The sequence below is a fragment of the Paenibacillus sp. BGI2013 genome (assembly GCF_002843485.1).
GTDB lineage: Bacteria > Bacillota > Bacilli > Paenibacillales > Paenibacillaceae > Paenibacillus > Paenibacillus amylolyticus.
Genome location: NZ_PJFA01000003.1, coordinates 521,571 through 544,726, shown reverse-complemented (window position 1 = coordinate 544,726; position 23,156 = coordinate 521,571). Strand labels below are relative to the sequence as shown.

Below are 23,156 nucleotides of genomic sequence, written 5' to 3'. Positions count from 1 at the left end.
CCCTTATAAAAGGAAATAACCCTTCTTCAGACAACGTAAGATTAAGTTTGACAAAGCATGCTAAAGTGCTGTTCAATCACTTGTTCCACTCGTTTTACCGTAAGTCTATCTGGCTGCATTAACATATGTATTGCGAGCCCATCCACCAGAGCATATAACTTCTCTATCTCCATCTCGGCATCCAGTTCAGGATGTGTCATCCCCCGCTTGTGCAACTCCTGTATTACCCATTGAACCGATCGATACATCCCTTGATGCATCTGATCACTTAACTTTTTTAATTCGGGGTACACCAATAATTTGGCTGTAAACGAAAACCAGACCTCCATTTCCATCATTCTGTCTTCGTCCAACGGGAGAAATTGCAAGAGCAGATTCTTCATATCCAGCAGTACAGATCCACTCATCTGTAATGCCTCCACCCTTTTCTGTACCCGTTCTGCAAAAAGATTCATGCAAAAGGTGAACAATTCAGCCTGTGTGGCAAAATAATGACGCATGGAACCTACAGATAGTCCCGCTTCCTTTGCTATATTCCGAACGGTAGCATGCTCAAGTCCATGCTCTTGAATGACCCGGATGGCTGCATCAGCAACGATTTTCCTTTGAGCTTCATGATCTACGATTTTTGGCATGACAACATTATACAACAAACTTCTCTTTTTGTAATACACTGTGCTATAATCTTTTTAATACATTGTACTAAAATATAAAAACAGCTGTAGGAGAGGAATTCATAAGATCATGCATACAACTACCCCAGCCTCAACACGCAAGAATTTCAGAGTTTTCACCTTCATAGTAAGGTTATTCTGCACAATACTACTACTGATAGGTGCCGCATTCCTCTATGAGTGGTTTGCTTCCTCGCAGGCCAAAAAGGACTTTCCACCTCCAGGTACGTTAGTTCAAGTCGGCGGTTACCAACTACACATTCATAAACAAGGCAATGGTTCACCGACCATACTTATGGAGGCTGGAAGTGGTGAAACCAGTTTGTCGTGGAGAGACATTCCTGTGGAACTAGCCCAACATGCAACGGTGGTCACGTATGATCGCGCAGGATATGCCTGGAGTGAATCTGCACCCACAGAACGTACAGGTGCAAATATCGTCAAAGATTTACATGCTGCTCTGGAGAAGGAGAACATACGCGGCCCTTACGTTATGGTAGGTCATTCTCTTGGGGGTATGTATGCTAGACTCTTTGCACAGACCTATTCAAATGAGGTTCAGAGCCTTGTCCTCATTGATGCGCGACCTGAGGATGATGAACGGAACACAAAGGTTTTGTTGGAACAGGCTCAGTTTCAGGGAAACCCGCCTGCCTCCTTGTTATCTTTACTGAAGGTATCTGGAGCTTTCAGATTATTTCCAGACTTTATGCTTGATGGTCTGGTTGCCAAGCAAGATCGGGATACTTTTGTTAATGTGATTGCTACCCCTTCCTATTTTCACGCCAAAGAAGAAGAAGCCCTCCACGCCCATTCAACAGAAGATGCCATTCGTGGCCAAAGTCTTGGATTAATCCCTGTACGTATCATTGCACGCGGACGTCCTCAAGACTATGCTAGTGCAGGGATTCCGGTTGACATTGGGCAGAAGCTCGAATCCATATGGCAATCGGGGCAACGGAACATGTTGAATATATCGAAGGATAGTCAGCTCATTGTGGCCACCCGCAGTGGGCATATGATTATTCACGATGAACCTGAACTGGTTGTGAAAACAATCCTTGAGTTAATCACTGATAAGTAGAGGTATTTTTATTCAGAACATCCTCCGCTGGATCCAATGTTAAAGGGCTGTTCCAATAGCCATGGGTATGACTTGGAACAGCCCTTTAAGCAATATACATTAAGATTAGATCTAATGAGTTCGGCCTTAAGAAAACATGAGTTAGCGTAACGCTTGCAGGTCCGATTCGGGACTTCCTGCACTCTTCTTCTTTTCCCGTGGAGCCCTCGTATTGATCAGATAATACAATGTGGCATAGATTGTAGTGATAAACGTGCCAAAAAACAGGCAAAACGCCAGAGACGGACGGCTTACACTTTCGTGCATCAGTTCAATCAGCATCTCGCGATTCGTCAGTGCATCCCAGCTATTCAGTCGATATACACGTCCAAGCAATACCCCGTAACTTCCCAAAGCACAACCTGCCAGTACAAAGATCCAGGATGCCCAGCGTCCAATTCGGTGATAAATCACTTCCTGAAGCTGATACATCGACAGGAATCCAAGCAGGAGTCCAGTCCAGACAAACATTAATACAACACTTAAGTCGTACCAATACGTATAGTCCACCCCATTCCCACCATAATACCGGGAACTTCTCGCTGTCAGATGAACCAGATCCGTAACAATGTAAGAAGAGTTCGGGAAAAATAACAACCATAGCAGACCACTTGCGACTGCAAGCCATGCGGCACCTTTCCATTTCACATCACTTAGAAGATAGGCTGCATAAGAGAACACAAAAGGAATCCAGCCCAAGAACAGATTCCAGATCAGGAAGCGGAAATAACGCTGATCCAGCCTATCAGCAGCTACATAGTACAATCCAAGCGTTACTATGGTGACCACACTAAGGAAAATAAATATGCGAATATAATTCAGTTTTCTCAATGATTCTGACCTCACTTGATAAAATTCAATTAGTTTCGAAAATAGCGGATGATTTCTTCCTTATTCTTTTCCACACGCAAATTCAATCCTCGTTTATCCTTTAATCCATACTGCTGTAATTCATGCCCTGGATCAAGCACCAACGGTTTAGTCGCCACATCAACCAGCAAATCCATCGTCAGTTGATAGGTTTCCCGTAACTTGTCCATCGGCAGAGAGGATTCATACCGTTTGATCAGCTCAATCAGACGTTCAGCATACACGAGACGAACCATACTGTCCGCACTCTTCAATTGTCTTGAAGCAAATGCTGTAATAGCCTTAATTATACTTGGTTCTGTTCGATGTTTGGCAATCAACGCAAGTTCATCCACCGCATCCCAATTCATGATAGACAGCTCGGAACTTAATTGTTGAATTCGCTCCCCTATCCATTGTTCCTCTAACTCTTGGGGTACGTCCCATCGCTTATAGTCGGCATACACGCCTTCTCGATGCATCTGTATAGCGCTCCCATAATGTTTGACGAACAAATCCTTTGCTACACCCCAATCGGTCTCTTCCATCCTTAACCACCACCATGCCTGTTCCTATTTGTGCGTATACTCCTAACACTTTACATAAGTTTACTACTTTCCAAGCATACTATAGAAGTTGAACTATACATTTGCACGAGAACGCAGAGGACAGAAAGAACCTGAAGAAGTGAAGCGTTCGCTAAAAGCTTTCTACAAGAAAGCTACTTCGGAAGCATAAGCTTATCACCGGATTTTCACCTTTGTAAAATCGAATTAAAAATCTGGGGATAACAGCGATCGGAAGGTTGTTCTGTCATCGGAGTGGCAAGTGTAAATATTCTTTCGTTCAACTTATATAGAATCATACCATTTACCAAAGGAGAATCAAATTTACAATGAATCCAAATTCCATGAACCCTCAGAATGTAGTACAACCCACATTGAACACCAATCCAAATGTCACCCCTAACATGAATCATGGCGGCCATGAGATGTTCGATGTGCATGAGATTCTGTCCTCCACCATTAACGTGCTGGATCAATACATGATCTTTCGTACTTTTGTGCAGAGCCAGGAACTGATTGGCATTCTGGACCGGCAGTACAACTTCATATTATCCCAGTACAATCTGACAGCAGAGTGTTTTGCATCCGGACAGAAGCCTCATCAAGAGACAGCTACCTATATGATCCCCAACATGGTACCACCGGTATATGGCCTTAAGCCATCAGCACCGAAAAAACCAAACCAGAGCTTAGCTGATGTAAAGGATGCCGGGATTAGCGGTCATATGCTGGGACTGATCAAGTCACATGCGAGTCTGCTCGGCATGTCCTGTAGCGAGATCACAAATGGAACGGTTCGCCGAGTCATCGCTTCGCAGATCCAGCATTTTATTGAGATGGCCTATGAAATTTTCATGTTCCAGAATAAAAACGCCTATTATCAAGTACCTCAACTCACTCCAAGTGATACACAACAGATGCTTCAAGCATACATTCCAGCAACCGGAGCACCTCAGATGCCTATTAACAATAAACCACTTCATTAATTAGAAAATAAAGTCCGATTCCCCAGAACAGTCTCTTCAACCCATGCGGGCTATAGGGGCTGTTCTTTCATTATTTGTAATCATTTTCCTACTGAAGACACTTGATTCGCTTACCAGAAACTGGTTTAATCAAAGACAAACCCGTACATATTCAACTTACGGATCATACATATAAAATAGGGTGAAATGCCGTTATACGAGAATTCAAATGGCTTTTTCTTCATTAATGGGGAGGTATACAAATGAGATGGAAGCAACCTGCTAAACTTGGTTTACTGGCTATGGCTCTTGGCTGTACTGCCATTGGCGCAACACTCACACCTTCAACAACACTAGCTGCACCTGTCCCCGCTTCCAAAGCGGTGTATCATCAATTCCAAACCTATCGAACAGAAGCAGTAAAGTCCACAGAAAGTCTGGTTAAAGCGCGTAAATACCTGATGAATCATATCGATAAAGTCGACCCTTGGCAGGCCACACTAATGACGCTGCAACTGGAGAACATGCAGAACGTGAAATTGGCTAATATGGACTACCAAATGTATACGGAACAATTTCAACAGGCCATATCTCAAGCCCATGAACAACTTGGTTACGAACAGAAGCTTACATATAGTCGTCTGCTCAAAGAAATTAAAGATCCGACCGTGAAGAAGCTTCTGCAGGAAGCATCAGATCTCGGGTTCAAACTGGAAACCAGTGAAGGCTTGTATTACCCCATCATCAATTATGAGATATACCAAAAGTTCAAGCCTTTTGTAAAGGCTGATATTGCTGCGTACATTGATATTATGGCTACCGAGTCCAACCAAATGACAACTTCAGATGGTGGCATTATCATCTCTTGGAACGAATTAATCCAGCGTGCATTGGAGAAAGAAGCCTTTTTGAACAACTTCCCGAATTCCAATCGTACATCAGCAGTGAAGCAAGGGTTATTTGTGGATTATCTGTTTTACGGAAGTGACAACACGCCTGCTTATGATTGGTACACGGATGAAGAAATTCGCACCATGGACCCTGTGGTGAAACAGGCTTACGAGAAAGCTTTGGCTTACCGGGAGCCCGATACGCAGAGTGTTCTTCTGGACACTATGGAAAAGATTTTACTGGTTCTCAATCAGAATAATGATGAGCTTACACCTGAAGTCAGAGCAATCATTGAACCTGTTCAACAACAATTTGCCCGTGAATAATCGGATGCTGAATCGCAAAATGTGAATGCCAAAAAAGCGGCAATCCTCGTGACAGAGGTTGTCGCTTTTAAGTTTATATATCAAGTCGTTACGTTTGGATCAAAGAGTTGAAGTGTCTATTGATGTAAGTTTGTTCGGATTTACAACGAGATACACGCCCTCAATCCGCTCTCCGGAAGCGTCCAACTCCAAACAGAGTACCTCGGACAACTGCCCTTCTTTCATCAACGCGAGTTGAAGTTCGCCATTGATCCACATCGGTACCCATTCCCTTTCACGCAATCGCGTAAGGACTCGCCGTGAGGTCAGGAGTGCAAGCACACCTTTGTGAACGTTCATTGTTCTCATAACCGTATGCACAACGCCACCGCCATCTGCTGTAAATACAGGCTGATCTGCCAGTAATTCCAGCATGGCAGAGACGTCATAACGAAGGAATGCCGTTGTAAAACGGCTCAGCAATTCACCTTTGGCTATCATATCCGCATCACTCTGCTCGATCGGCGGAAGTCTTTCGGGCAGATTTCGTCTGGCGCGGCTAAAGATTTGACGGCAGTTACTCTCCGTTTTGCCCAGCCAATCCGCTATTTCGGAATAATCATATCGGAACGCTTCACGAAGTACAAAAACAGCCCGTTCCATGGGCGATAGACGCTCCAACATGACCAGATAGGCGTAGGAGATCAACTCTTTTTTCTCCATCGTTTCCTCTGGCATGTTCGCCTCTTCACTGCCACCCATAGGCTCCGGCAGCCACTCACCAACATAACTTTCCCGCTGATTACGGGCGGAATTTAGCAGATTCAAACTTCGATTCACAACCAATTTGGCGATGTAGGATTTGGGATTACGAATATCCTGAGCAGACGTGCTCTGAATCCCCGCAAAACAATCCTGCACAATATCTTCAGCTTCTACCACACTGCCCAACATGCGGTAAGCTATTGAAAATGCATATTTTTTATAACGAATATACAACTCACCAACATCCAGAGAAGACACTTCTGGCTCATTGGCGTGGAAATTAGAATTCATAAGAAGCCTCCTCTGGCATGGTGCGTGTATTTTTAGTTAAAGCAACCCGGATACATCCCAGTTGTGATCGCAATCCGGTTCCAGTTATTAATCGTGTTAATGGCCAGGATCAGATCCACCAGTTCGGATTCACTGAAATGTTCACGGACCTTATCGTACAACGCAAGTGGTACACCATGTTCCGAGATTCGGGTCACCGCCTCAGCCAGCTCCAGCATAACACGTTCTTGATCCGTGAAGAAAGGCACTTCACGCCATACACTCAGCAATAAAATATGATCCGCATAATCTCCCAGTTTCATCAGATCTTTGGCATGCATATCAAGACAAAAGGCGCAGCCATTAATTTGGGACACTCGGATTTTTAACAGCTCATACAATACTTTATTTTCAAATTGCCCAGAAATATATTGCTCCATTGCCATCATCGCTTTAAATGCGCCTGGATTCGCTACTCTGTAATTCGTTCTTAAATTCATTTTTCATTCGCCTCCGTCATTTGGTTTACATACTGTAGACAAATGACGGCCGAGATCTGTGACATTCTTTGCGAAAATCTTTTTATGCCCACAAGAATGGTTGCTCAACTAACGAATATTCACACTGCAAATTCTAAACAGTAAACCTCCATAAAGCCATCAATCAGTAGAAGAAATAACATACTGAATGTCTGTCCTCATTCTATAAAATTAACATCTAATGTAAGAAAAATCCGCGTTTTTCCGTATTCATGTACGGTTTTTGCTGTAGCGTTTGTGCTTTCAACCAAAAGTAGGTTGGATATATTGATATTTTGACCAAAAGAGTAGTAACATACGGCTAATTAAGTTAACTTTTCTAACATAAAAAGAGAATCGTTTATTCATATCGGCAAGGAGTGTTTCCTATGATAACTTCCAATGCAAACCGTAATGTGACGTCCGAATTGCCTAGAGGCTGTACGTTCACCGCCGAAGACTGGCATGTATTATCCCAATATTGGTACCCGGTAGCCCAAGCAACCGAAGTAACAGACAAACCCCTGGCTGCTCAATTACTCGATGTGAAGCTGGTTCTCTACCGCAGTAATGATCAGGTTGTGGTAGCCAAGGATCTTTGTTTTCACCGCGGGGCTCCACTTAGTAAAGGCTGGGTAGAAAATGGCGAGATTGTCTGCCCTTATCATGGTTTCCGTTATAATTGTGAAGGAAAATGTACCGCAGTACCTGCGCACCCAAGCTCCAAGATCTCGCCTAAGCTCAAACTTATCGTGTACCCGGCAGTCGAACGTTATGGCTTGATCTGGACCACTTTGGCGGGAACGGAAGAACAGATCCCCTCCTTCCCTGGATGGGATGATCCGGATTATATCAATATTTTGCCACCCAACTTTGACATTGCTGGTTCCTCTGGACGACAAATGGAGGGATTCCTGGATGTATCCCATTTTGCCTATGTGCATACCGAAACGTTTGGTGACCGAAACAACACAGAAGTCCCCCAATACAAAGTGAAACGCGAAGGTAATGAGTTACTGGCGGAGTACTGGAGTACTGTAAGTAACTATGGCAAAGGGCAAGATCTTGTTGCACCTGAAGGTTTCCAATGGCTGCGCGAGTTTCGAGTGTTCCCACCTTTTGCGGCTTCTCTTACGGTACATTTCCCAGGAGACGACAAGCTGAATATTCTGAATTGTGCTTCGCCAATCTCTGCCCGTTATACACGTTTATTCTGTCCAATCACACGCAACTTTGACAAAGACGCTCCGATTGAAGACACAATCAAGTTCAACTTGCAGGTATTTGAAGAAGACCGCGAGATGGTCGAGTCACAGAAACCGGAGGATCTGCCCCTTGATCTGCATGCCGAGGCCCATATTCCCGCAGACCGTACTTCGATTGCTTATCGTCAATTATTGACGGAGCTTGGCTTGGGACGAAATTACACATCGTAAATAGATAGAATATAAGTTCAACTAATGAATATATTTACACTGACACTCCGATGGCAGAATAACTTTACGATCGCTGTTATCCCCAGATTTTTTTATTCCATTTTTTCATAGGGAGCATCCGGTGATAGCGTATGCTTTCGATGTAGCTTTCTTTTAGAAAGCTTTTAGGCGAACGCTCCGCTTCTTCAAGTTATTTCTGCCCTCTCCGCTATTGTGTAAATGTTTAGTTGAACTTATATAGGTGTTCTTCAATCTCAGGCAAGCTATCGATGATGGATGTCGCGCCTAAAAAGTCTTGAAGTACTATCCTGCGGTCTCTGGGGAATGGGTTGAAAATTTTCTTAGGAACTCAGGACATCTTATTTGGCCTCTAGGTCCTCAGTTAAAATTGTAAGGAACCTCAGACTCGTTATTTCCCAAAATCCCCGATAAAAACACTTCATACGGCTGTTTATTCTGATATAACGTGTCTCAGATTCTTTAGATTTTTGGGCACGCCTTAAATCCTTGATTAAGACGCCTACGATTCGTTAGCACTCCATGCTCCGGACACGTTCAGGTATGCATCGGCTTTCAGCAGGTTTGAAGACAACTTTAATCAACAAAAGAAGCGTTCCTTTGCGGACGCTTCTTTTGTTATACCTAATTTAACTGAAATACTTATGTGTATTAGATAAACCTCGCCTCAGGAACGTCATCTTTCCTCTTGATTATTCGTATTCATAGGAAGCTCTCTATAATACGGACAGCCCGGCTCATGAATAATACGTGGATCAACCCAAGTGCCCCAGTACGGAAGACGGTTTACGTAAGGTTGCATGTTTGGTTGTACATTGGGTTGTGTGTTTGGTTGTGTGTTGGGTTGCATGTTTGGCTGTACATTGGGTTGTACATTAGGCATTACGTAAGGCTGATGATTCACATTTGGAGCACTGTTAGAGGCAGGAGCAATTGAAGGCTGGCAATCTGCCGGCGGGCCAATAATCACTGTTTTTTGAATGGGAGCAAGTGCTTCTTGAACTTTTTTCTCATCCAGACAGTACGTATAAGCCAAAAGTTTTGCAGGTGTAAGACGTAAGGTGTCTGAGCCAAATATCGCTTCAGGAACCGGAGCATCAAAGATTGCGAGTAAGTGCGTGTGATCTGCAGTGGCCACTTCATAGTGCCACCAGCCTTGAGGAACGTTAGCCACCTGCCCCGGAGTAATCGGGAAATGAAGAAGCTCGTTGGTAAATGGATTAATGAGGGAAACAACTGCCGCACCGCTGATGCAGTATACCAACTCCGTTGCATTCTGATGCGTATGTGGTTCAACCACATTGCCCGTGTTGAGGAAAATATCCAGTAAAGAAACATTGCCCAGTGTGTTTAACTGCTTGATGGAAAGAGCGTTAATATAGTTGTTCTCATCCTTCTTGAATAACGGGTTATTGCTCAAATCGTAAGTAAATTCGGTGGTTGGTAAAGTGTAATCCATGTATGAGGTTGCCAAAATAAAACGCCTGCCCTTCGCTCTCGGTTTAGGTCATAACCTATATGCCAGCTTATGCCCAGCGCCCAGATACGTGAGCCCATTTCCGCCAAGTTTTCCTCGCATAACAAATATCCCTGACTCGGACATCCCGAGCAGGGCTCTATTTGTTACATGTTCTTTTTCATTTCCCAGACTTCTTCCCAATGGGTTCCAAATGGAATATTCATTAAGTCTACATACTTCAGCCAATGCATTCTTGTGACAACATCCGGAGTTCCCTCAATCAGTGCATTTGTCACCAGTAAAGCACGCAGATTCTTCAGTTTTTCCAACTCCGGGGGGAGCTCACGTATACCAGAATATACGATCTCCAAATACTTCAGCTCACTTAATTCACCAATCTCAGGCGGGATACAATTTAATCCCAACTCAGTTTGTGGTTTGGGCCTCCAACCAGGTGCAGATTCAAAAGGACTGCCACAATAAATTCTTAACTCTTGAAGTTGCTTCAATTTCCCGATTTCTGCCGGAATACACTCCAGATCCAACGTTGTAATGACCAATCTTTCCAATGAAGTAAGTTCAAACAGACTTGCAGGAAGTGAGTACAGATTCTGCTCAAAAATCGTCAACTCCTTCAAGTGCTTCAACTCCCGAATTCGTTCGGGAAGCTCACTTAAACCATGTAAGCTGATATCCAGCTTATCGGTCTGATGCCTGATCGCATCGTCCAGAAGATGATCAATTTCCTTATGACGGTCCAATTCAAAGAACAACCCTGGAATCCGCTCCATAAGTTCACTCGCTTCTTTGTATGTAATCCTCATGCCATACATATGCTCATGGGCAACCGAGAAAAAATAATCATTTCCGTCTTCTGTCATAAAGCAAAGATCGTCCGGCAATGACGGGTAACACCAATCATGAAAACGATTGGCTTCTTCTTTGAGCACTTGACCCGATTCCGGCGTACAGCGATATGTATAATAGGTGCCTTCGGAATAATAGGCTCCGCTTTTCAGCATCATCTCTTCCATCGTAGCACGTTCCACAAGATAGGGCTGCAATCTCTCTAACACACGAACTACTTCCGGTATCTCATTCTCTTCGTACCTTTGTCTGTCTACAAGCATAAAACGATCTGCCTTCTCGATCAATTCGTCAATCAACAGTTCATAGGCAGTTCCTCTTGGATCAGTGTGAAAAGCTACGGCTACCATATGTTCCCCCTCATTACTCATTAATCTTCAATCTGCTGTATCATCTGAAACCACTGTGGCATAGGCTGATATCATCAATCCAGTCATTGGAGGCTTATTACATGGCATACGGCCCTGGTTCAGTTTCATCCCCGCAATCTGCTGGTTATCCTTACCCTTATTATCCGTCACCCCCACCGTATCCTTACCCTTATCCCTATCCCTATCCATACCCGCCCATCGTTCCTGTTCCACTATATCCGATCGGTGGTCCTTGGTGGCATGGTGGATATTCCGGCGGTGGTTACCCCGGTGGACACCCTGGTCATTTCCCAGGAGGTGGCTATCCAGGCGGACCTCATGGAGGCGGGCCGGGTGGTCCAGGTGGACACGGAGGACCTCCAGGCGGAGGATTTCACGGACATCGTTTCTTCCAGTGGTAATCATTAGACTCATTCAAAGTACTTGTTCAGATAAAGGAGCTGCTTCGGCAGCTTCTTTATTATTGAAGGAATTGTCTAATCGTGCAGGATTTTAATAGGTGATCTCATCCATCATCTTCAGATTACGGTTCGACATGCTGAGGAGATCCGTGAAGGTAGGTGTAAGGTAATAAACAAAGTCCGGATCGTGCACGTACATAATAATCTGCCCATACGTGCCTTCCGCCGTTGGATCAAAATCGAGCATCAGATACAGCGAACCTCCCGCAATTGTTGCAAAAGGAATCCATGTTTTATGGAACAAATATGGTTTGATCTCCGGGTCCAGCTGGCTGATCTCTTCGGCAGAATAATACTCTTCAAGCTTCTCATCCACTTCACAGAAGTATTGTTTGGTCTCTCGAATCTCTTCCAATGACATCAGATAAAAGGGGGTACATCTGCCCGTCTCGGCATCACCCGAGTACAGCACATGCAACCCGTAGCCACTGCCGTCTTTCCTTTGGTAAAAGGCACGAAAATCGCCAGGCAGCCGGACGCCATACTCCTTTTCGAATAGATCCAGACTTTCCTCGGATGCACCTTCCCGCTGTTGATATTCTTCAAACAATTGCCGAATCTCTTGATCCTGTATTCTCTCATCTAACAAGTGATTCAGCTCGTCCATTAGCACGTTTAATGATACATTCGGCTCCAATCTCACCACACCTCCCCTACCTCAGTTCTTCTCTTCTTGTAGATACTGATGATATTCCCAAAACGCTTCTTCCTCTCCGCCGCCTTCAATTAGAATCATGACTGCGTAAGATAACAAATTAAGCCATTGTTCCATCAACGCCACCTGTTCGTCGGAAATGAGGTTGTTGCTGCGAAGCATGCCTTCGGGTTCAACGGCCCAAGCACGGGCCATATGAGTAATTCCCCATAGACATGCCATGACTTCCCGATCCAGTGAAGGCCGTGCAAGTTCGGACGCCAGAACACGCAGTATCTCCATCAACTCATGAAAATTCTCCTTAATCAAATGTCCACGGAAAGGCCGCAGACTGCCAATAAAACCGTTCTCCATCTTGGGATGACTCAGATCATCATAAAAAAAGGAGTGACATTTTAATAACATTACTGCCTCTTCACGTTCCATCCCTTCACCCCTAACTAGGTCAAAATGCTACCTCACCAGCGCAGAGGTTCTTCTCCACGCCACAACACATACCGCTCCAACTCACGAAGAGTGCCTGTACCGATCCCGTACTCGTCCATTTCTGTGGAACGAAGATCCATCACATGCAGCATGCCACCATAGGTACCCACTGCCAGCTTGGACTGCTCTGGCGATACGGCGAGAGAATAGATCGTACTGCCCACAAAATGACGCCACACTTCCTTCCCCTCGCCATTCACACAATACAGATAACCGTATGCATCTCCAAGCACCATGCCTGCCTCTATTTCAACCGCTGCATACACACGTGCATTCTCATCCATCACTGGCCAATCTTCCTTTGTTTCGTTGCCTGCAATTGATTCCAGCGGAACCTGTATGGTGACCCCGTTATAGAAATGACATGCGTTAAACCAGACAGTCTGGTTATCACTGGTGAATGCTGCATAATGAGGGTAGCTCGATTCTGGATAGAGAGAGTATGTCTTGTTCAGTTGGCGGTCCATCACCATATGATTGCTTCCTTGGCTACCATAGGCAATCCATCGACCATCCCGAGATACCGCTGCATGCCCCATATCTATCTGTGTATCCTCTAGCTCATATTCTTCGATCTCTGCCAGATCGGGATGAAGCAAGGTCAATTTATCTTGCGTTACAAGATATATCCCGTATCTTGAATGTATAAGTAGTGCTTTGCCTTCATCTATAGGTATAAGTCCTTCAAGTGTCCGTTCGGGATGCTCACAGTCCGCAAGTGATTCAATCCGAGGTAATGCCGACTGTATCCGGGCTTGAATATCTTCCCATCGATATGTCGCTATCTCCTGTCCTTCCAACTTGCGATCTGGCTGACGAATAATACGAATCCCATCCCGTCCTGCAAGCGCAAAGTCAAGTCCATCCGATGAACAACCTGCAAAAGTATATGGAGTGATCAACTGCCATCCGTGCTGATCCATCGTATATATCTGACTATTCTCCGTGAAAATTCCCGTATTACATACAATCGTTTCCTCGTTCAGATAACCTACAACTTTGACCGCTTGCATGGAAGCCTGAAACGCCTCGTTCAATGGCCACGTCGCTGCGGGTAGCTCACGTCGAAGCATCTCCAAGTCACCGTGGAGATTGGCCTGTCTCACCATCTGGAATACTTCAGTACTCATTCCGCTTCTGGAGTCTCCCTCCAGCTCTGATTCATCCGGTTGCTCTCCACACATACTTCTCCGGACAAATGCATTAACATCCCTTGCATAACGCTTGCCTTCATTGCGCCATTGTTCCGCAATGTCTTCCTTTAACCAACTCATAGGTTTCCCTCCACTCAAGCCCTATTCATATGCCGTACAATGATGTGCTTGCAAAAACAAACTGATTTCGTTATCCGTCGCCTCCTCCGCACCATTCTTTTCTTCATAGAACAGGGCAACTTCTCTCCCAGCAGCATAGTTAAATCGTAAATATCCTCCCATCGACACCATGAACATCTTGCACATGTACTCATTCTCCAACACAGCGTCCCACTTAAATTCTGTTTTGCATGTATCGGCGAGTTCCTTCATGGAGCTTCCATGTTCCGTCCCTGAAAAATGGTAAAACGTATGTTTCCGCAGCTCATTCCACGGCTCAAAGTAAAGTGGCGTTATTGGTTTATCCTGATGGTAATACCCACAATAGATCCGGTCCAGCGTTTCGCCAAATTCAGTCTCCGAGCATGTCCATAAGGTGATATTTTCATCATGACGCGGTAGCCACAACAGCCCCTCAACTTCCGGATGAACAGCAAGGAAATCTCCATCTACAGAACTGCCGATGGAGATGCACTGCTCAAGTTGATGCTGACTTATAGGCGAATCATCCGTATGTATCCAAAAATCATATTCAACAAAAGGCTTCAACACTTCTGGGTCCGGTCTCTGCACATTCATCCACCCCGTATATGTACCTTCCCCGTAGTGCTCAATCCAGGTGCGGTATGATAAAGGCAGCGAGATGCCGTGCTGTTGTTCAAAGTGATCCAGTTCCTCTGTTGGAACCGGCTTAAGTACACGGGATACAATATACATTTGTCGACATCTCCCATCTCAGTTTGGTTCATTCGTTTTCAGGATCTAAGCCAGTTCTTCCTGTACAATTTCAGTCCATACTCCTTTACGATTCAGAATGCGAACGGCAAAGGCATCATATCCATCACGCTTGACCTGATCAAAATGCATGCGCTCTCCCGTAATCAGTTCATATGCACCATTTTCATCTACATCTTCGCCAAACTCTTCATCCCAAGGCACATTGTAGTAAGCCGTCAACTCTACTTCAAATATGTCCTCACCTTCAACATCCAGGTAAGGACGAAGGGGTCTGTCATGTAGTGCGTCTTCCGAATAGGTCTCACATAACATAGCATCATAGCCGTGCTTGGCGGTATCAATGAGCAGATAGCGCTCACCCGTGACCGTATGCTCCGCATATACAAGAAGAGGTGTCGAATCATGCCAGGTAATCAGATCATCTTCAGTCAAGTCACCATAATAAAAAATATGGAATTTATCATGACCATCACTCATTTGAAGTTTGCCTTTCCACTCCACTTCATCGGACTTTATGTTCTCTTCCTTCCTAATTAATCCTTCCAGATAAGCAGGTCCCTGTTGTACACCATACTCATTCATCATCTCGCCTCCGATTTGTTCATTCGAATGGTAACCACTTTGTGTTCCTCATCCACCGTCAGTTTCACATCGATGTTCAGCTTGTCACGGAATAACGCCGTAATATTGATATACGGATCGCGGGCAGCTTCGCTACTACCGCCACTATTACGGCTCATTCCCTGATGAATGATGGATTCTACCAGCTGTTTATCTCCCTTGCCGGTGTTATTGTAGGTGTAGATCACCTGCCCATCCTGATCATACAGATTCAAAACCGTTGTGAAATCATTGGCGTTCTCATACTGTCTCTCGGTCTGTACATAGTTGTGATCTGTACGTTGATAGTTTACAGTACCAGCCAGATACGGATTGTCCCCGCCTGGCTTCACATCATACTCCTTATAAGCCAGATTAAACAGGTATTGGATATGATTCATATCAATCCGGTAATAAAACTGACGGTTATCTTCCTCTTTGTCCATCGCTGCAAAACTGTTAATCAGCGGCCAGGCCCCATAGGACTTCCCATTAACATCAACGGCGAGAGCATAGTCAGATAATACTGTCTCTTTTTGAAATACACCAAATGTCTGTAAAATAAAATAAGCCGGAATCATCAACATACCCAGAATGACTGCAAAAATAGTAAGTTTAACTCGTAGTTTCATTTCTTCTCTCCTTGCGGCTTTAACTCTTCAATTTCAGTCTCATCCAGTCTTGTGCTGAAGCTTCGACAGTGTACGAACAACCACATCCCTGTTCTTCGCATCCTTGATATAAGCCGGAATACTATGTGAAGCCGTTCGTATAGGCATATTTCCGTATTTTACACGCAGATCTGCGGAGACATAAGCGATGAGATAATTCAGATGCTCCCGATTCACAGCCCATATTATTTTTCCTCTGAAATTATCCAGGAAGTATAATTCCAGCCCAAACACAGGATCTTTCCCTGCACAAATCTCGGAAAAACACCTTTGGTATGTCGGCTTGGCGTGTAATTCAACCTGATTAACAGAACTACAATGCGGACATTCCACATGCGTCGATCGGTGAGACGTCTTCTTCTCGTCCATGACTTCCACGTTAAACCAACGTTCACATACAGCACAATTCCCCTTGGCTTTATATTGATATACTGGTTCTTCAAAAGCTTGAGCGTAACATTCGTAACACTTCCATCCCAGTTGACCATTCCGTTGATCAATCGAAGCGTGCCCACCGCATTTGGGACATTTCACATCAATCCGCTCTCCCCGTCGAAGGACCGAATAGAAACTATACTTATACGCACCTTCATCTTCGAAACGTTTCATCCTGTATCCACCTTTCTTCTGAAACTACGACATACACAGCGTCAAAATACTCAACATTTACCAATCCATCTCTCTAAAATTATATGAAACTCCGTTGCTCAGCACAACAATTGAAGACAGATTGTTGGAAATGCCTCTAATACGACATACCCAAGTGTGTGCCTCATCACACCCGTCTACACCTCAATAACGTAATCTATAACTAAATAACTACTGAAATGAAAGAAAACCTGCTTTTTATATTGTGAAAAATATCACTTGAGTAAAGGTTGTGCAACTATGTTCTCCTTACTGAATGTATATAAATGGTCTCTCGTATTCGCTATATTCACAGCAACTCTCTCTCACTGTAGTTCAACCGATACGGTTAAACCTGTTCACCACGATGAAGTCTCCTCCTCTGCGGTCAGTCAACCCCCGGTGGACCCGATCATTCGCAGAGAAGGTACTAAGGTATATATTGAAATGACGGCCCAGGTTACAGATGTCGAAATCTCCGAAGGAGTGATATACAACGCTTGGACATTTAATGGTACCGTTCCTGGACCCGTCCTCCGAGTGACCGAAGGAGACACCTTGGTTTTCACGTTAAGAAATAAAGATTCCAGCCTGCCTCACTCCATGGATTTTCACGCTGTACATGCTGCTCCCAGCAGCAAATTTATTGATGTGATGCCAGGCGAGGAAGGCACGTTCACCTATCCCACCTCCTCACCCGGTGTATTCATGTATCACTGTGGAACCAAACCGGTTCTTGCCCATATCGCCAACGGGATGTACGGCATGATTATTGTGGAACCCAAAGCTGGATACCCTTCCGATCACTTGGTTGATCGTGAGTATACCCTTGTTCAGAGTGAATGGTACAAAGAACATGATTATGAAGCTTTTTTGAACGGGGAACCGAATTATGTCGTATTTAACGGCAATGATTATGGATTAATAAAACATCCCCTGTTAGCCAAAGGAGGAGATACGGTGCGAATCTATGTCAGTAATGCAGGACCCAATGAAGTCTCATCCTTCCACGTTGTGGGTACCATTATGGACCGTGTGTATACCGATGGGAATCCACGCAACATCCAGTATGGAATACAGACGGTTATGCTTCCCGCAAGTGGTGGAGCTGTCGTAGAGTTCACCGTGACCGAAGAAGGTGATTATGCGATTGTAACCCATCAGTTCAACCATGTAGCCAAAGGCGCTGCCGCTGTTCTGCGTGTGACCAAGGATGGAACTGATCATGGTGGACCCGCGATGTCTCACTGAGACATGACAATAGATAATGGCTATACCTATCCTGAACCATTCGAGGTGATTAAACGATGATCTGTACACACGAAGCGAAGGATGCCTGTTTCTCCAAAGTATCTCTGTTCCAGCATCTTGATCCATCCGAAGCTGCCTTGTTGATTTCCCTTCTGCATACCCGCAAATATAACAAAGGCGAAGTTGTCGTCCAGGAGGGAGAACGCTCCGATACGCTTTATGTGGTTCATCAGGGATGTGTGAAGTTATCCAAATACAATGAAAATGGCAAGGAACATATTATTCGGTTTCTGTTTCCCGGTGATTTCTTCGGACAAGATTCCCTATTACACCAAAAACCACATGTCGCAAACGCCGAAGTTCTGGAGCCTTCGGCCATCTGCTCTATCAGCAAGCATGACTTTGACCAGTTACTCGAACACGATCCGAAGCTTGCTTATCATTTCCTGCTTGCCATTACCAAGTTGCTCCGTGAAACAGATGAATGGAACAGCTCGCTAAGTGCGATGACAACGGAACAGAAGATTGCCAAGTTGCTTTTGTATTTTCATACCCGCAATCATGCAAAACATGAGATCCGCTTGCCTGTTTTCAAAAAAGATATGGCTCTGCTACTCGGGATTACACCCGAAACACTAAGTCGCAAACTTACTATGATGCAATCTCAGGGACTGCTTCAGGTTACAGGAAACTGCATCCTTATTCTTCAACTGGAGCAGCTTAGGGAAAGAATTGAACCGCCTGCCCGAAGCCAATGAATTAGGTAAGAAAACTTGCGAATGCGGAGGAAGCTGTTTTGGCAAAAAAAGAGTATCCGATCAGAAACCACTCTTTTCGGATACTCTTTTTATATAAATTCAACTCAGCGATCGGAAGCTTGTTCTGTCATCTACAGATCCAACAACAGCGACACAAGCAATCCCATGGATGCAATCAAACCCACTACAGGTCCGCCTTCTTCAAATGCCTCCGGCATCATCGTCGAGCAGATCATGGCAATGATTCCGCCACCTGCAAATGCACCAATCGCTGCACCCATCTCCTCTGGAAGCTGCTCCAGAAACAGATATCCACCCAGTGCTGCAATCGCGGAGATCAATAGTACACTAAGCCACATTAATATGATTTTGCCACGACTGTATTTGCCCTGTAGTCCAACCGTACTGGACAGACCTTCAGGAATGTTGCTGACAAAGATCGATACTACCAGGACCACACTGACACCGTTACCGTCCAGCAAGCTGGCACCAAGCATGATGGATTCCGGGATAGCATCCATTACTGTTCCTGCAAAGATCCCAAGCCCGCTTTGGTTCGAGTCTCCCGACTTTGCCGAACGTTTACGCCCCGCCCCTCCCTTTGCAGAAACGAGCAAGTCAAACAGCGTGTACACGACGGCACCCGCCGTAAATCCAATGGCGGTAGGTATTATTCCTCCATCATTCAGCGCATCTCCGAGAAGTTCAAAGGTCGCTGCACCAATTAATGTTCCTGTCCCAAAAGCCATGATCCATCCAATGACTCGTTTGGGAATCTTCAGAAACAAGGCTGCGAGTGCGCCAATGACAACCGCTGAGGCAGAGATGCCGCCCCACATGAATGCAGTCCACATCCGGGCCGACCCCTCTCTTGTTTAATCATATTCTATCATTCCATTAACCCAGGTTGAGTAATCAAAAACAGTGATGTGGCTTTACGGTGATCTATATCACCTGATGTGTTCAAAAATCACGTTATGATAAAATGATGTCGTCGTTCAGAACTATGAACACAGAGAGGAGAGATTCTCATGAGTAGGGTAAACAAAGATACAGCAGGGGAGTTTCTACAACAGTTTCCCATCTTCCAGGACCTTAGCCCCGAGGAATTAAAGCAAGTCGAAGATATCGCCATTTCCAGAAGCATTCAGAAGAAATCGGTTATTTTCAGCGAAGGAAGCGAAAAAGAAGCTGTCTTTTTTATCCGTACCGGCATTGTAAAGGCTTATAAAACCGATGAGAACGGGCATGAACAGATTGTCTCTTTCCTCAAAACAGGAGATATGTTCCCACACACCGGCTTTTTTAATGCGCACCCTTACCCGGCTACGGCAGAAGCCATTACCCCTACCGAACTACTAGCCATACCTGTCCGACTTTTCGAACGATTAATGCTGAGCACACCTTCAATTGCGATCAAAATTATGCGTGTGCTCGGTGACAAAATAAGAGAATTACAGGATAAATTGCAGGTGCTTTCTGGTCAGGATGTACGCAATCGTGTACTTTCCTTCCTTCTTATGCTCGCAGATCAGCATGGACAAATGCATGGAGACCAGATTATCATCAACCTGCCCATGACACATCAGGAGTTTGCCAACTCCATTGGAACTACAAGGGAAACAGCGAATCGGCTCTTAAACCAGCTTACAAAAGAGAATTTGCTCGAAGTGGATCGCAGCCGGATCATCATTCATGATTTGCAAGCTTTGAAGGAACAAAGGGATACGTGACCACCCTGCACCCAGCTACACTGTTTTCTCCCACGCTATTACATTACACTGTGTGTGCACAAAGAGACCTTAACGACCTTAATCGATGTTAAGGTCTCTTTCGCATGCGCAATTAGCAATATACGTATCAGGATATTGTTATTTTTGGCTTGCCCATGGCACTTTTTCCATACAGGATTCTGACTCAAATAAGGCGAGACTATGACATTAAAAAATGTGTGAGCAGGCTCACACAGCCCCCTCCTCACGTTTTCTATAATCAAATTGCAACGCCACACTATCCCATTTGGAGGAATGACACATGAACACATACGCAGCAACCATTAATGCCACGGAGTATCCACCGCATTTGAAACATAAAGTTATTTTCGAAACGTTTGATCAGTTGCAACCACAGGAATCCATGTTGCTCATTAACGATCACGATCCTAAGCCCCTACGATTCCAGTTCCAGTCCACACATCCCGATGGCTTCAACTGGGAGTATATTGAGCAGGGTCCTACAACCTTCCAGGTCAAAATCAGCAAATTATAGATTGGAGCTGAACCGCTATGGCGCACGTTGAAATCATTGACGATACTACACTCCGCATCACGCTGCGGCTGGAAGACGCTACAACCATGGTTCAAATGGCACAGCGTGAGCAAGCGGAATATGCGCAAGAGATTATCACCATTTACGAAATAATGCCTGTGTTCGAATATACTCATTTCTGTTTTTACGCCTATGACAGTGCAAGACTTTTTGAGCGTGTGCTCGGCATGGACCCCAAAGCCTACCTGTCCTTCTCCCTCGATGCGCCGGAGTCATTCTTCTATGCGCTGTACGGTGGAATGGCCGCCCTGTATGAATCAGCGCTACAGTTGGTACAGCAGGCGGATGCAGCTAGTGCAGGATCGGATGTGAACGCACATGTCTCCATCTGATGTCCATATTGTTGAATTGGATGTGCGTCCTCATCTGAGTAAAAAGTTAGAGCCGTTTCAACTGATCATGGACACGGTCAAAGGCCTTCAGCATGAAGATGTCTTTGTACTTCATGCTCCATTCAAACCAACGCCTCTGCTCGGTATTCTCAAGATGAAAGGGTACTCCAGCACATCGGAACGAAAGGGTTCAGATCACTGGGTCACCACGTTTGTGCACAAAAAAAACAAAACCGGTGCCAAAGCATTATCTGCAATGGTTTTATCTGGATCGGAAGTCGATTCTAAGCCCGGTTCAGACGAAGAATCAGCTTCATGCAATGGCCATCCAGAGGAGCAAGCTGTTGCGATTGAAAACTTTGAATCCCTACAGGCGCCCACCGTTATACTGGACAATCGCGGATTGGAACCGCCACAACCCATGATGCGAACACTTGCCGCACTGGAACGTTGCAAACCTGGGGAAGTCGTACTGATTCATAATGACCGTGTGCCAGTCTTCTTGATTGAAGAGTTAAACAATCTCGGTTGTTCCTACACCGTTGAGGATCAAGCCGATGGTACGGCCAAAGTGAGAATTGAAAAAGGGTAAGGAGGCAAAGGCCATGTCCAGGTTGCCGTTTCTTTTTATCATCACGGGCATCTTTGGATTTGTAATGTATCACGCATTCTCCCTGCTCTCGCTGACAGGCTGGCTTGGTGATGAACTCAGAGGACCCGAAGGCTGGTTTCATGCCCATCTGTTTGTGCTAGGGTGGGCAACCATGCTGGCTATGGGTGCCGTTTATCAGTTGATACATGTTATTTTGCAATCCAATATTTACAGTCTGTTTCTTGGTTATTGTCATTATTTCTTGTTCAGTATCGGAATCGTGGGCATGTTATACGGCTTCATCCGTGCAGATGTCATCTGGATTGCGGGTTCTGCTACACTCGCTCTCTCTGGCATTCTGTTGTTCGGATGGAATATGGCCGTTACCCTCATCCGTGCCTCACAGTGGAATCCGGTAACGATCAGTGCAGCTTGTTCCTGTCTTTATCTGGTTCTAACCGGGCTTTCCGGTATGCTGATGGGTCTGAATTTTGCCTTTGGTGATTGGAATGGTCTGCATGAACGATTATTCGGTGCACATATCTGGATGGGAACACTTGGCTGGTTTGGCATGTTAATTACCGGCTTCAGTTACAAAATGCTTCCGATGTTCTACCTGTCCCACGATTATTCCATTCGACTGCAAAAAGTGGTCCTGGTTCTGTGGAATGCAGCTGTAGTTACAGGTGTTGTCGCATTTCTGACAGGTATTAAGGGAGGATTGCTCTGGCTTGCGCTCTTACTTCTAACAGCAGCCCTTCTCTTCTATGTGTATCACTTGGAGCAAATTCAGGAGAAACGGCACAAAAGTAACCCAGGTCCGGGCATTCGCTGGTCTGTGTATGTAAGCCGTGCGTTTGCTGTATATGCTGTTGCACTACTGATCTATTCCTCGCAAGGGACTGAGTTGCTGCTCCATCCACGTGTTGTTCTGCTGTCTGGATGGGTATATCTCGGGGGCTGGGTGTCTCTCACCATACTTGGTTATGCCTCCAAAATCGTGCCTTTTCTATGGTGGACCCACAAATATGGCAAGCAGGCCGGCAGACCCGGAACACCGCTGATGGCAGGTATGTTGAATGAACGGTATGTCAATTGGGGTATGCTCGCCATGGTCGCTGGAAGCCTTTTGCTTGTCAGTGGAATTCTGATTAATCTGGCTGAGGTCATGATGGTTGGAGGAACGATACTGTCTCTTGTCTCCATCATTTATATAACAAATATTGCTTTGGTATTCAGACGTTAACATAAATAAGGTGGACTGGAG

Annotated in this window: 27 protein-coding genes; 12 read left to right on the top strand and 15 right to left on the bottom strand. The window is 45.1% G+C overall.

Annotated elements, in window-relative coordinates:
• Positions 1 to 41: 41 nt before the first annotated feature.
• Positions 42 to 635, bottom strand: coding sequence for a TetR/AcrR family transcriptional regulator (locus CXK86_RS09870; protein WP_076250609.1), 594 nt, complete (start codon positions 633 to 635; stop codon positions 42 to 44).
• Between the two features lie 109 nt (positions 636 to 744).
• Here CXK86_RS09870 and CXK86_RS09865 point away from each other — a divergent pair, with 109 nt between their 5' ends.
• Positions 745 to 1,758 (top strand): alpha/beta fold hydrolase, encoded by a 1,014-nt coding sequence (locus tag CXK86_RS09865; RefSeq protein WP_076250071.1) that lies wholly within the window; start codon positions 745 to 747, stop codon positions 1,756 to 1,758.
• Positions 1,759 to 1,899: 141 nt separating this feature from the next.
• On the opposite strand, the gene CXK86_RS09860 is transcribed toward CXK86_RS09865, so the two are convergent.
• Positions 1,900 to 2,628, bottom strand: a complete 729-nt coding sequence (locus tag CXK86_RS09860; RefSeq protein ID WP_076250070.1) for a DUF1361 domain-containing protein — start codon at positions 2,626 to 2,628, stop codon at positions 1,900 to 1,902.
• Positions 2,629 to 2,657: 29 nt separating this feature from the next.
• Positions 2,658 to 3,194 (bottom strand): hypothetical protein, encoded by a 537-nt coding sequence (locus CXK86_RS09855; RefSeq protein WP_076250069.1) that lies wholly within the window; start codon positions 3,192 to 3,194, stop codon positions 2,658 to 2,660.
• 362 nt (positions 3,195 to 3,556) lie between these two features.
• Between CXK86_RS09855 and CXK86_RS09850 the strand changes: the two genes are divergently transcribed.
• Positions 3,557 to 4,198: a spore coat protein gene (locus tag CXK86_RS09850; RefSeq protein ID WP_076250607.1), complete on the top strand. Its 642-nt coding sequence runs from the start codon at positions 3,557 to 3,559 to the stop codon at positions 4,196 to 4,198.
• A gap of 242 nt (positions 4,199 to 4,440) precedes the next feature.
• Complete coding sequence (locus tag CXK86_RS09845) at positions 4,441 to 5,394, top strand: hypothetical protein (protein ID WP_076250068.1); 954 nt, start codon at positions 4,441 to 4,443, stop codon at positions 5,392 to 5,394.
• Positions 5,395 to 5,493: 99 nt separating this feature from the next.
• Here CXK86_RS09845 and CXK86_RS09840 read toward each other — a convergent pair whose 3' ends face one another.
• Positions 5,494 to 6,429, bottom strand: a complete 936-nt coding sequence (locus CXK86_RS09840; RefSeq protein WP_036613388.1) for a sigma-70 family RNA polymerase sigma factor — start codon at positions 6,427 to 6,429, stop codon at positions 5,494 to 5,496.
• A 32-nt stretch (positions 6,430 to 6,461) separates the two neighbouring features.
• Positions 6,462 to 6,908, bottom strand: a complete 447-nt coding sequence (locus CXK86_RS09835) for a carboxymuconolactone decarboxylase family protein (RefSeq protein WP_036613386.1) — start codon at positions 6,906 to 6,908, stop codon at positions 6,462 to 6,464.
• Between the two features lie 407 nt (positions 6,909 to 7,315).
• On the opposite strand from CXK86_RS09835, the gene CXK86_RS09830 reads away from it, so the two are divergent.
• Positions 7,316 to 8,362 (top strand): aromatic ring-hydroxylating oxygenase subunit alpha, encoded by a 1,047-nt coding sequence (locus CXK86_RS09830; RefSeq protein WP_047843487.1) that lies wholly within the window; start codon positions 7,316 to 7,318, stop codon positions 8,360 to 8,362.
• Between the two features lie 694 nt (positions 8,363 to 9,056).
• Here CXK86_RS09830 and CXK86_RS09825 read toward each other — a convergent pair.
• Both CXK86_RS09825 and CXK86_RS09820 read right to left on the bottom strand, forming a co-directional pair.
• Complete coding sequence (locus CXK86_RS09825; RefSeq protein WP_076250067.1) at positions 9,057 to 9,854, bottom strand: cupin domain-containing protein; 798 nt, start codon at positions 9,852 to 9,854, stop codon at positions 9,057 to 9,059.
• Between the two features lie 149 nt (positions 9,855 to 10,003).
• Entirely contained in the window at positions 10,004 to 11,077 is a 1,074-nt protein-coding gene (locus CXK86_RS09820) for a leucine-rich repeat domain-containing protein (protein ID WP_143781228.1), read from the bottom strand.
• Positions 11,078 to 11,157: 80 nt separating this feature from the next.
• Here CXK86_RS09820 and CXK86_RS09815 point away from each other — a divergent pair, with 80 nt between their 5' ends.
• Positions 11,158 to 11,478, top strand: coding sequence for a hypothetical protein (locus CXK86_RS09815; RefSeq protein WP_076250065.1), 321 nt, complete (start codon positions 11,158 to 11,160; stop codon positions 11,476 to 11,478).
• Positions 11,479 to 11,569: 91 nt separating this feature from the next.
• On the opposite strand, the gene CXK86_RS09810 is transcribed toward CXK86_RS09815, so the two are convergent.
• From CXK86_RS09810 to CXK86_RS09780, 7 genes are read right to left on the bottom strand one after another with little or no spacing between them, the layout of a single operon-like run.
• Entirely contained in the window at positions 11,570 to 12,175 is a 606-nt protein-coding gene (locus CXK86_RS09810) for an SMI1/KNR4 family protein (protein WP_256719982.1), read from the bottom strand.
• Positions 12,176 to 12,196: 21 nt separating this feature from the next.
• Entirely contained in the window at positions 12,197 to 12,619 is a 423-nt protein-coding gene (locus CXK86_RS09805) for a hypothetical protein (RefSeq protein ID WP_076250064.1), read from the bottom strand.
• A 32-nt stretch (positions 12,620 to 12,651) separates the two neighbouring features.
• Complete coding sequence (locus CXK86_RS09800) at positions 12,652 to 13,953, bottom strand: hypothetical protein (RefSeq protein ID WP_076250063.1); 1,302 nt, start codon at positions 13,951 to 13,953, stop codon at positions 12,652 to 12,654.
• Between the two features lie 21 nt (positions 13,954 to 13,974).
• The gene (locus CXK86_RS09795) at positions 13,975 to 14,709 is read right to left on the bottom strand and encodes an SMI1/KNR4 family protein (protein ID WP_076250062.1); all 735 of its coding nucleotides are present in this window, start codon (positions 14,707 to 14,709) and stop codon (positions 13,975 to 13,977) included.
• Between the two features lie 45 nt (positions 14,710 to 14,754).
• Positions 14,755 to 15,312 (bottom strand): hypothetical protein, encoded by a 558-nt coding sequence (locus CXK86_RS09790; RefSeq protein ID WP_083684306.1) that lies wholly within the window; start codon positions 15,310 to 15,312, stop codon positions 14,755 to 14,757.
• Positions 15,312 to 15,962: a hypothetical protein gene (locus CXK86_RS09785; RefSeq protein ID WP_036672890.1), complete on the bottom strand. Its 651-nt coding sequence runs from the start codon at positions 15,960 to 15,962 to the stop codon at positions 15,312 to 15,314. The genes CXK86_RS09790 and CXK86_RS09785 overlap by 1 nt, the downstream gene beginning before the upstream one ends.
• 39 nt (positions 15,963 to 16,001) lie before the next feature.
• The gene (locus CXK86_RS09780; RefSeq protein WP_076250060.1) at positions 16,002 to 16,610 is read right to left on the bottom strand and encodes a hypothetical protein; all 609 of its coding nucleotides are present in this window, start codon (positions 16,608 to 16,610) and stop codon (positions 16,002 to 16,004) included.
• Between the two features lie 279 nt (positions 16,611 to 16,889).
• Between CXK86_RS09780 and CXK86_RS09775 the strand changes: the two genes are divergently transcribed.
• On the top strand, positions 16,890 to 17,879 hold the full coding sequence (locus CXK86_RS09775) for a multicopper oxidase domain-containing protein (RefSeq protein WP_076250059.1): 990 nt from the start codon (positions 16,890 to 16,892) through the stop codon (positions 17,877 to 17,879).
• A 56-nt stretch (positions 17,880 to 17,935) separates the two neighbouring features.
• Positions 17,936 to 18,637, top strand: coding sequence for a Crp/Fnr family transcriptional regulator (locus CXK86_RS09770; RefSeq protein WP_076250058.1), 702 nt, complete (start codon positions 17,936 to 17,938; stop codon positions 18,635 to 18,637).
• 131 nt (positions 18,638 to 18,768) lie between these two features.
• On the opposite strand, the gene CXK86_RS09765 is transcribed toward CXK86_RS09770, so the two are convergent.
• Complete coding sequence (locus tag CXK86_RS09765; RefSeq protein WP_076250057.1) at positions 18,769 to 19,491, bottom strand: ZIP family metal transporter; 723 nt, start codon at positions 19,489 to 19,491, stop codon at positions 18,769 to 18,771.
• A gap of 177 nt (positions 19,492 to 19,668) precedes the next feature.
• Between CXK86_RS09765 and CXK86_RS09760 the strand changes: the two genes are divergently transcribed.
• From CXK86_RS09760 to CXK86_RS09740, 5 genes are all read left to right on the top strand, one after another.
• Positions 19,669 to 20,370, top strand: a complete 702-nt coding sequence (locus CXK86_RS09760) for a Crp/Fnr family transcriptional regulator (protein WP_076250056.1) — start codon at positions 19,669 to 19,671, stop codon at positions 20,368 to 20,370.
• Between the two features lie 301 nt (positions 20,371 to 20,671).
• Positions 20,672 to 20,905 carry a DUF2249 domain-containing protein gene (locus tag CXK86_RS09755; RefSeq protein WP_036613358.1) on the top strand — a complete coding sequence of 78 codons (234 nt, stop codon included), beginning with the start codon at positions 20,672 to 20,674 and terminating at the stop codon, positions 20,903 to 20,905.
• A gap of 17 nt (positions 20,906 to 20,922) precedes the next feature.
• The gene (locus tag CXK86_RS09750; protein WP_051447303.1) at positions 20,923 to 21,297 is read left to right on the top strand and encodes a hypothetical protein; all 375 of its coding nucleotides are present in this window, start codon (positions 20,923 to 20,925) and stop codon (positions 21,295 to 21,297) included.
• A complete protein-coding gene (locus CXK86_RS09745) occupies positions 21,284 to 21,889 on the top strand; it encodes a DUF2249 domain-containing protein (protein ID WP_036613355.1) in 606 nt (201 codons plus the stop codon). The genes CXK86_RS09750 and CXK86_RS09745 overlap by 14 nt, the downstream gene beginning before the upstream one ends.
• Before the next feature lie 13 nt (positions 21,890 to 21,902).
• Positions 21,903 to 23,135 (top strand): hypothetical protein, encoded by a 1,233-nt coding sequence (locus CXK86_RS09740; RefSeq protein WP_076250055.1) that lies wholly within the window; start codon positions 21,903 to 21,905, stop codon positions 23,133 to 23,135.
• The last annotated feature ends 21 nt before the right edge of the window (positions 23,136 to 23,156 follow it).

Coding starts and splice junctions, on each gene's coding strand:
- CXK86_RS09840 (WP_036613388.1), bottom strand. CDS start 6,429: ATGAATTCTAATTTCCACGCCAATGAGCCAGAAGTGTCTTCTCTGGAT.
- CXK86_RS09845 (WP_076250068.1), top strand. CDS start 4,441: ATGAGATGGAAGCAACCTGCTAAACTTGGTTTACTGGCTATGGCTCTT.
- CXK86_RS09760 (WP_076250056.1), top strand. CDS start 19,669: ATGAGTAGGGTAAACAAAGATACAGCAGGGGAGTTTCTACAACAGTTT.
- CXK86_RS09865 (WP_076250071.1), top strand. CDS start 745: ATGCATACAACTACCCCAGCCTCAACACGCAAGAATTTCAGAGTTTTC.
- CXK86_RS09765 (WP_076250057.1), bottom strand. CDS start 19,491: ATGTGGACTGCATTCATGTGGGGCGGCATCTCTGCCTCAGCGGTTGTC.
- CXK86_RS09790 (WP_083684306.1), bottom strand. CDS start 15,312: ATGAATGAGTATGGTGTACAACAGGGACCTGCTTATCTGGAAGGATTA.
- CXK86_RS09850 (WP_076250607.1), top strand. CDS start 3,557: ATGAACCCTCAGAATGTAGTACAACCCACATTGAACACCAATCCAAAT.
- CXK86_RS09870 (WP_076250609.1), bottom strand. CDS start 635: ATGCCAAAAATCGTAGATCATGAAGCTCAAAGGAAAATCGTTGCTGAT.
- CXK86_RS09855 (WP_076250069.1), bottom strand. CDS start 3,194: ATGGAAGAGACCGATTGGGGTGTAGCAAAGGATTTGTTCGTCAAACAT.
- CXK86_RS09820 (WP_143781228.1), bottom strand. CDS start 11,077: ATGAGTAATGAGGGGGAACATATGGTAGCCGTAGCTTTTCACACTGAT.
- CXK86_RS09755 (WP_036613358.1), top strand. CDS start 20,672: ATGAACACATACGCAGCAACCATTAATGCCACGGAGTATCCACCGCAT.
- CXK86_RS09770 (WP_076250058.1), top strand. CDS start 17,936: ATGATCTGTACACACGAAGCGAAGGATGCCTGTTTCTCCAAAGTATCT.
- CXK86_RS09785 (WP_036672890.1), bottom strand. CDS start 15,962: ATGAAACTACGAGTTAAACTTACTATTTTTGCAGTCATTCTGGGTATG.
- CXK86_RS09795 (WP_076250062.1), bottom strand. CDS start 14,709: ATGTATATTGTATCCCGTGTACTTAAGCCGGTTCCAACAGAGGAACTG.
- CXK86_RS09815 (WP_076250065.1), top strand. CDS start 11,158: ATGGCATACGGCCCTGGTTCAGTTTCATCCCCGCAATCTGCTGGTTAT.
- CXK86_RS09750 (WP_051447303.1), top strand. CDS start 20,923: ATGGCGCACGTTGAAATCATTGACGATACTACACTCCGCATCACGCTG.
- CXK86_RS09775 (WP_076250059.1), top strand. CDS start 16,890: ATGTTCTCCTTACTGAATGTATATAAATGGTCTCTCGTATTCGCTATA.
- CXK86_RS09745 (WP_036613355.1), top strand. CDS start 21,284: ATGTCTCCATCTGATGTCCATATTGTTGAATTGGATGTGCGTCCTCAT.
- CXK86_RS09780 (WP_076250060.1), bottom strand. CDS start 16,610: ATGAAACGTTTCGAAGATGAAGGTGCGTATAAGTATAGTTTCTATTCG.
- CXK86_RS09805 (WP_076250064.1), bottom strand. CDS start 12,619: ATGGAACGTGAAGAGGCAGTAATGTTATTAAAATGTCACTCCTTTTTT.
- CXK86_RS09830 (WP_047843487.1), top strand. CDS start 7,316: ATGATAACTTCCAATGCAAACCGTAATGTGACGTCCGAATTGCCTAGA.
- CXK86_RS09740 (WP_076250055.1), top strand. CDS start 21,903: ATGTCCAGGTTGCCGTTTCTTTTTATCATCACGGGCATCTTTGGATTT.
- CXK86_RS09835 (WP_036613386.1), bottom strand. CDS start 6,908: ATGAATTTAAGAACGAATTACAGAGTAGCGAATCCAGGCGCATTTAAA.
- CXK86_RS09800 (WP_076250063.1), bottom strand. CDS start 13,953: ATGAGTTGGTTAAAGGAAGACATTGCGGAACAATGGCGCAATGAAGGC.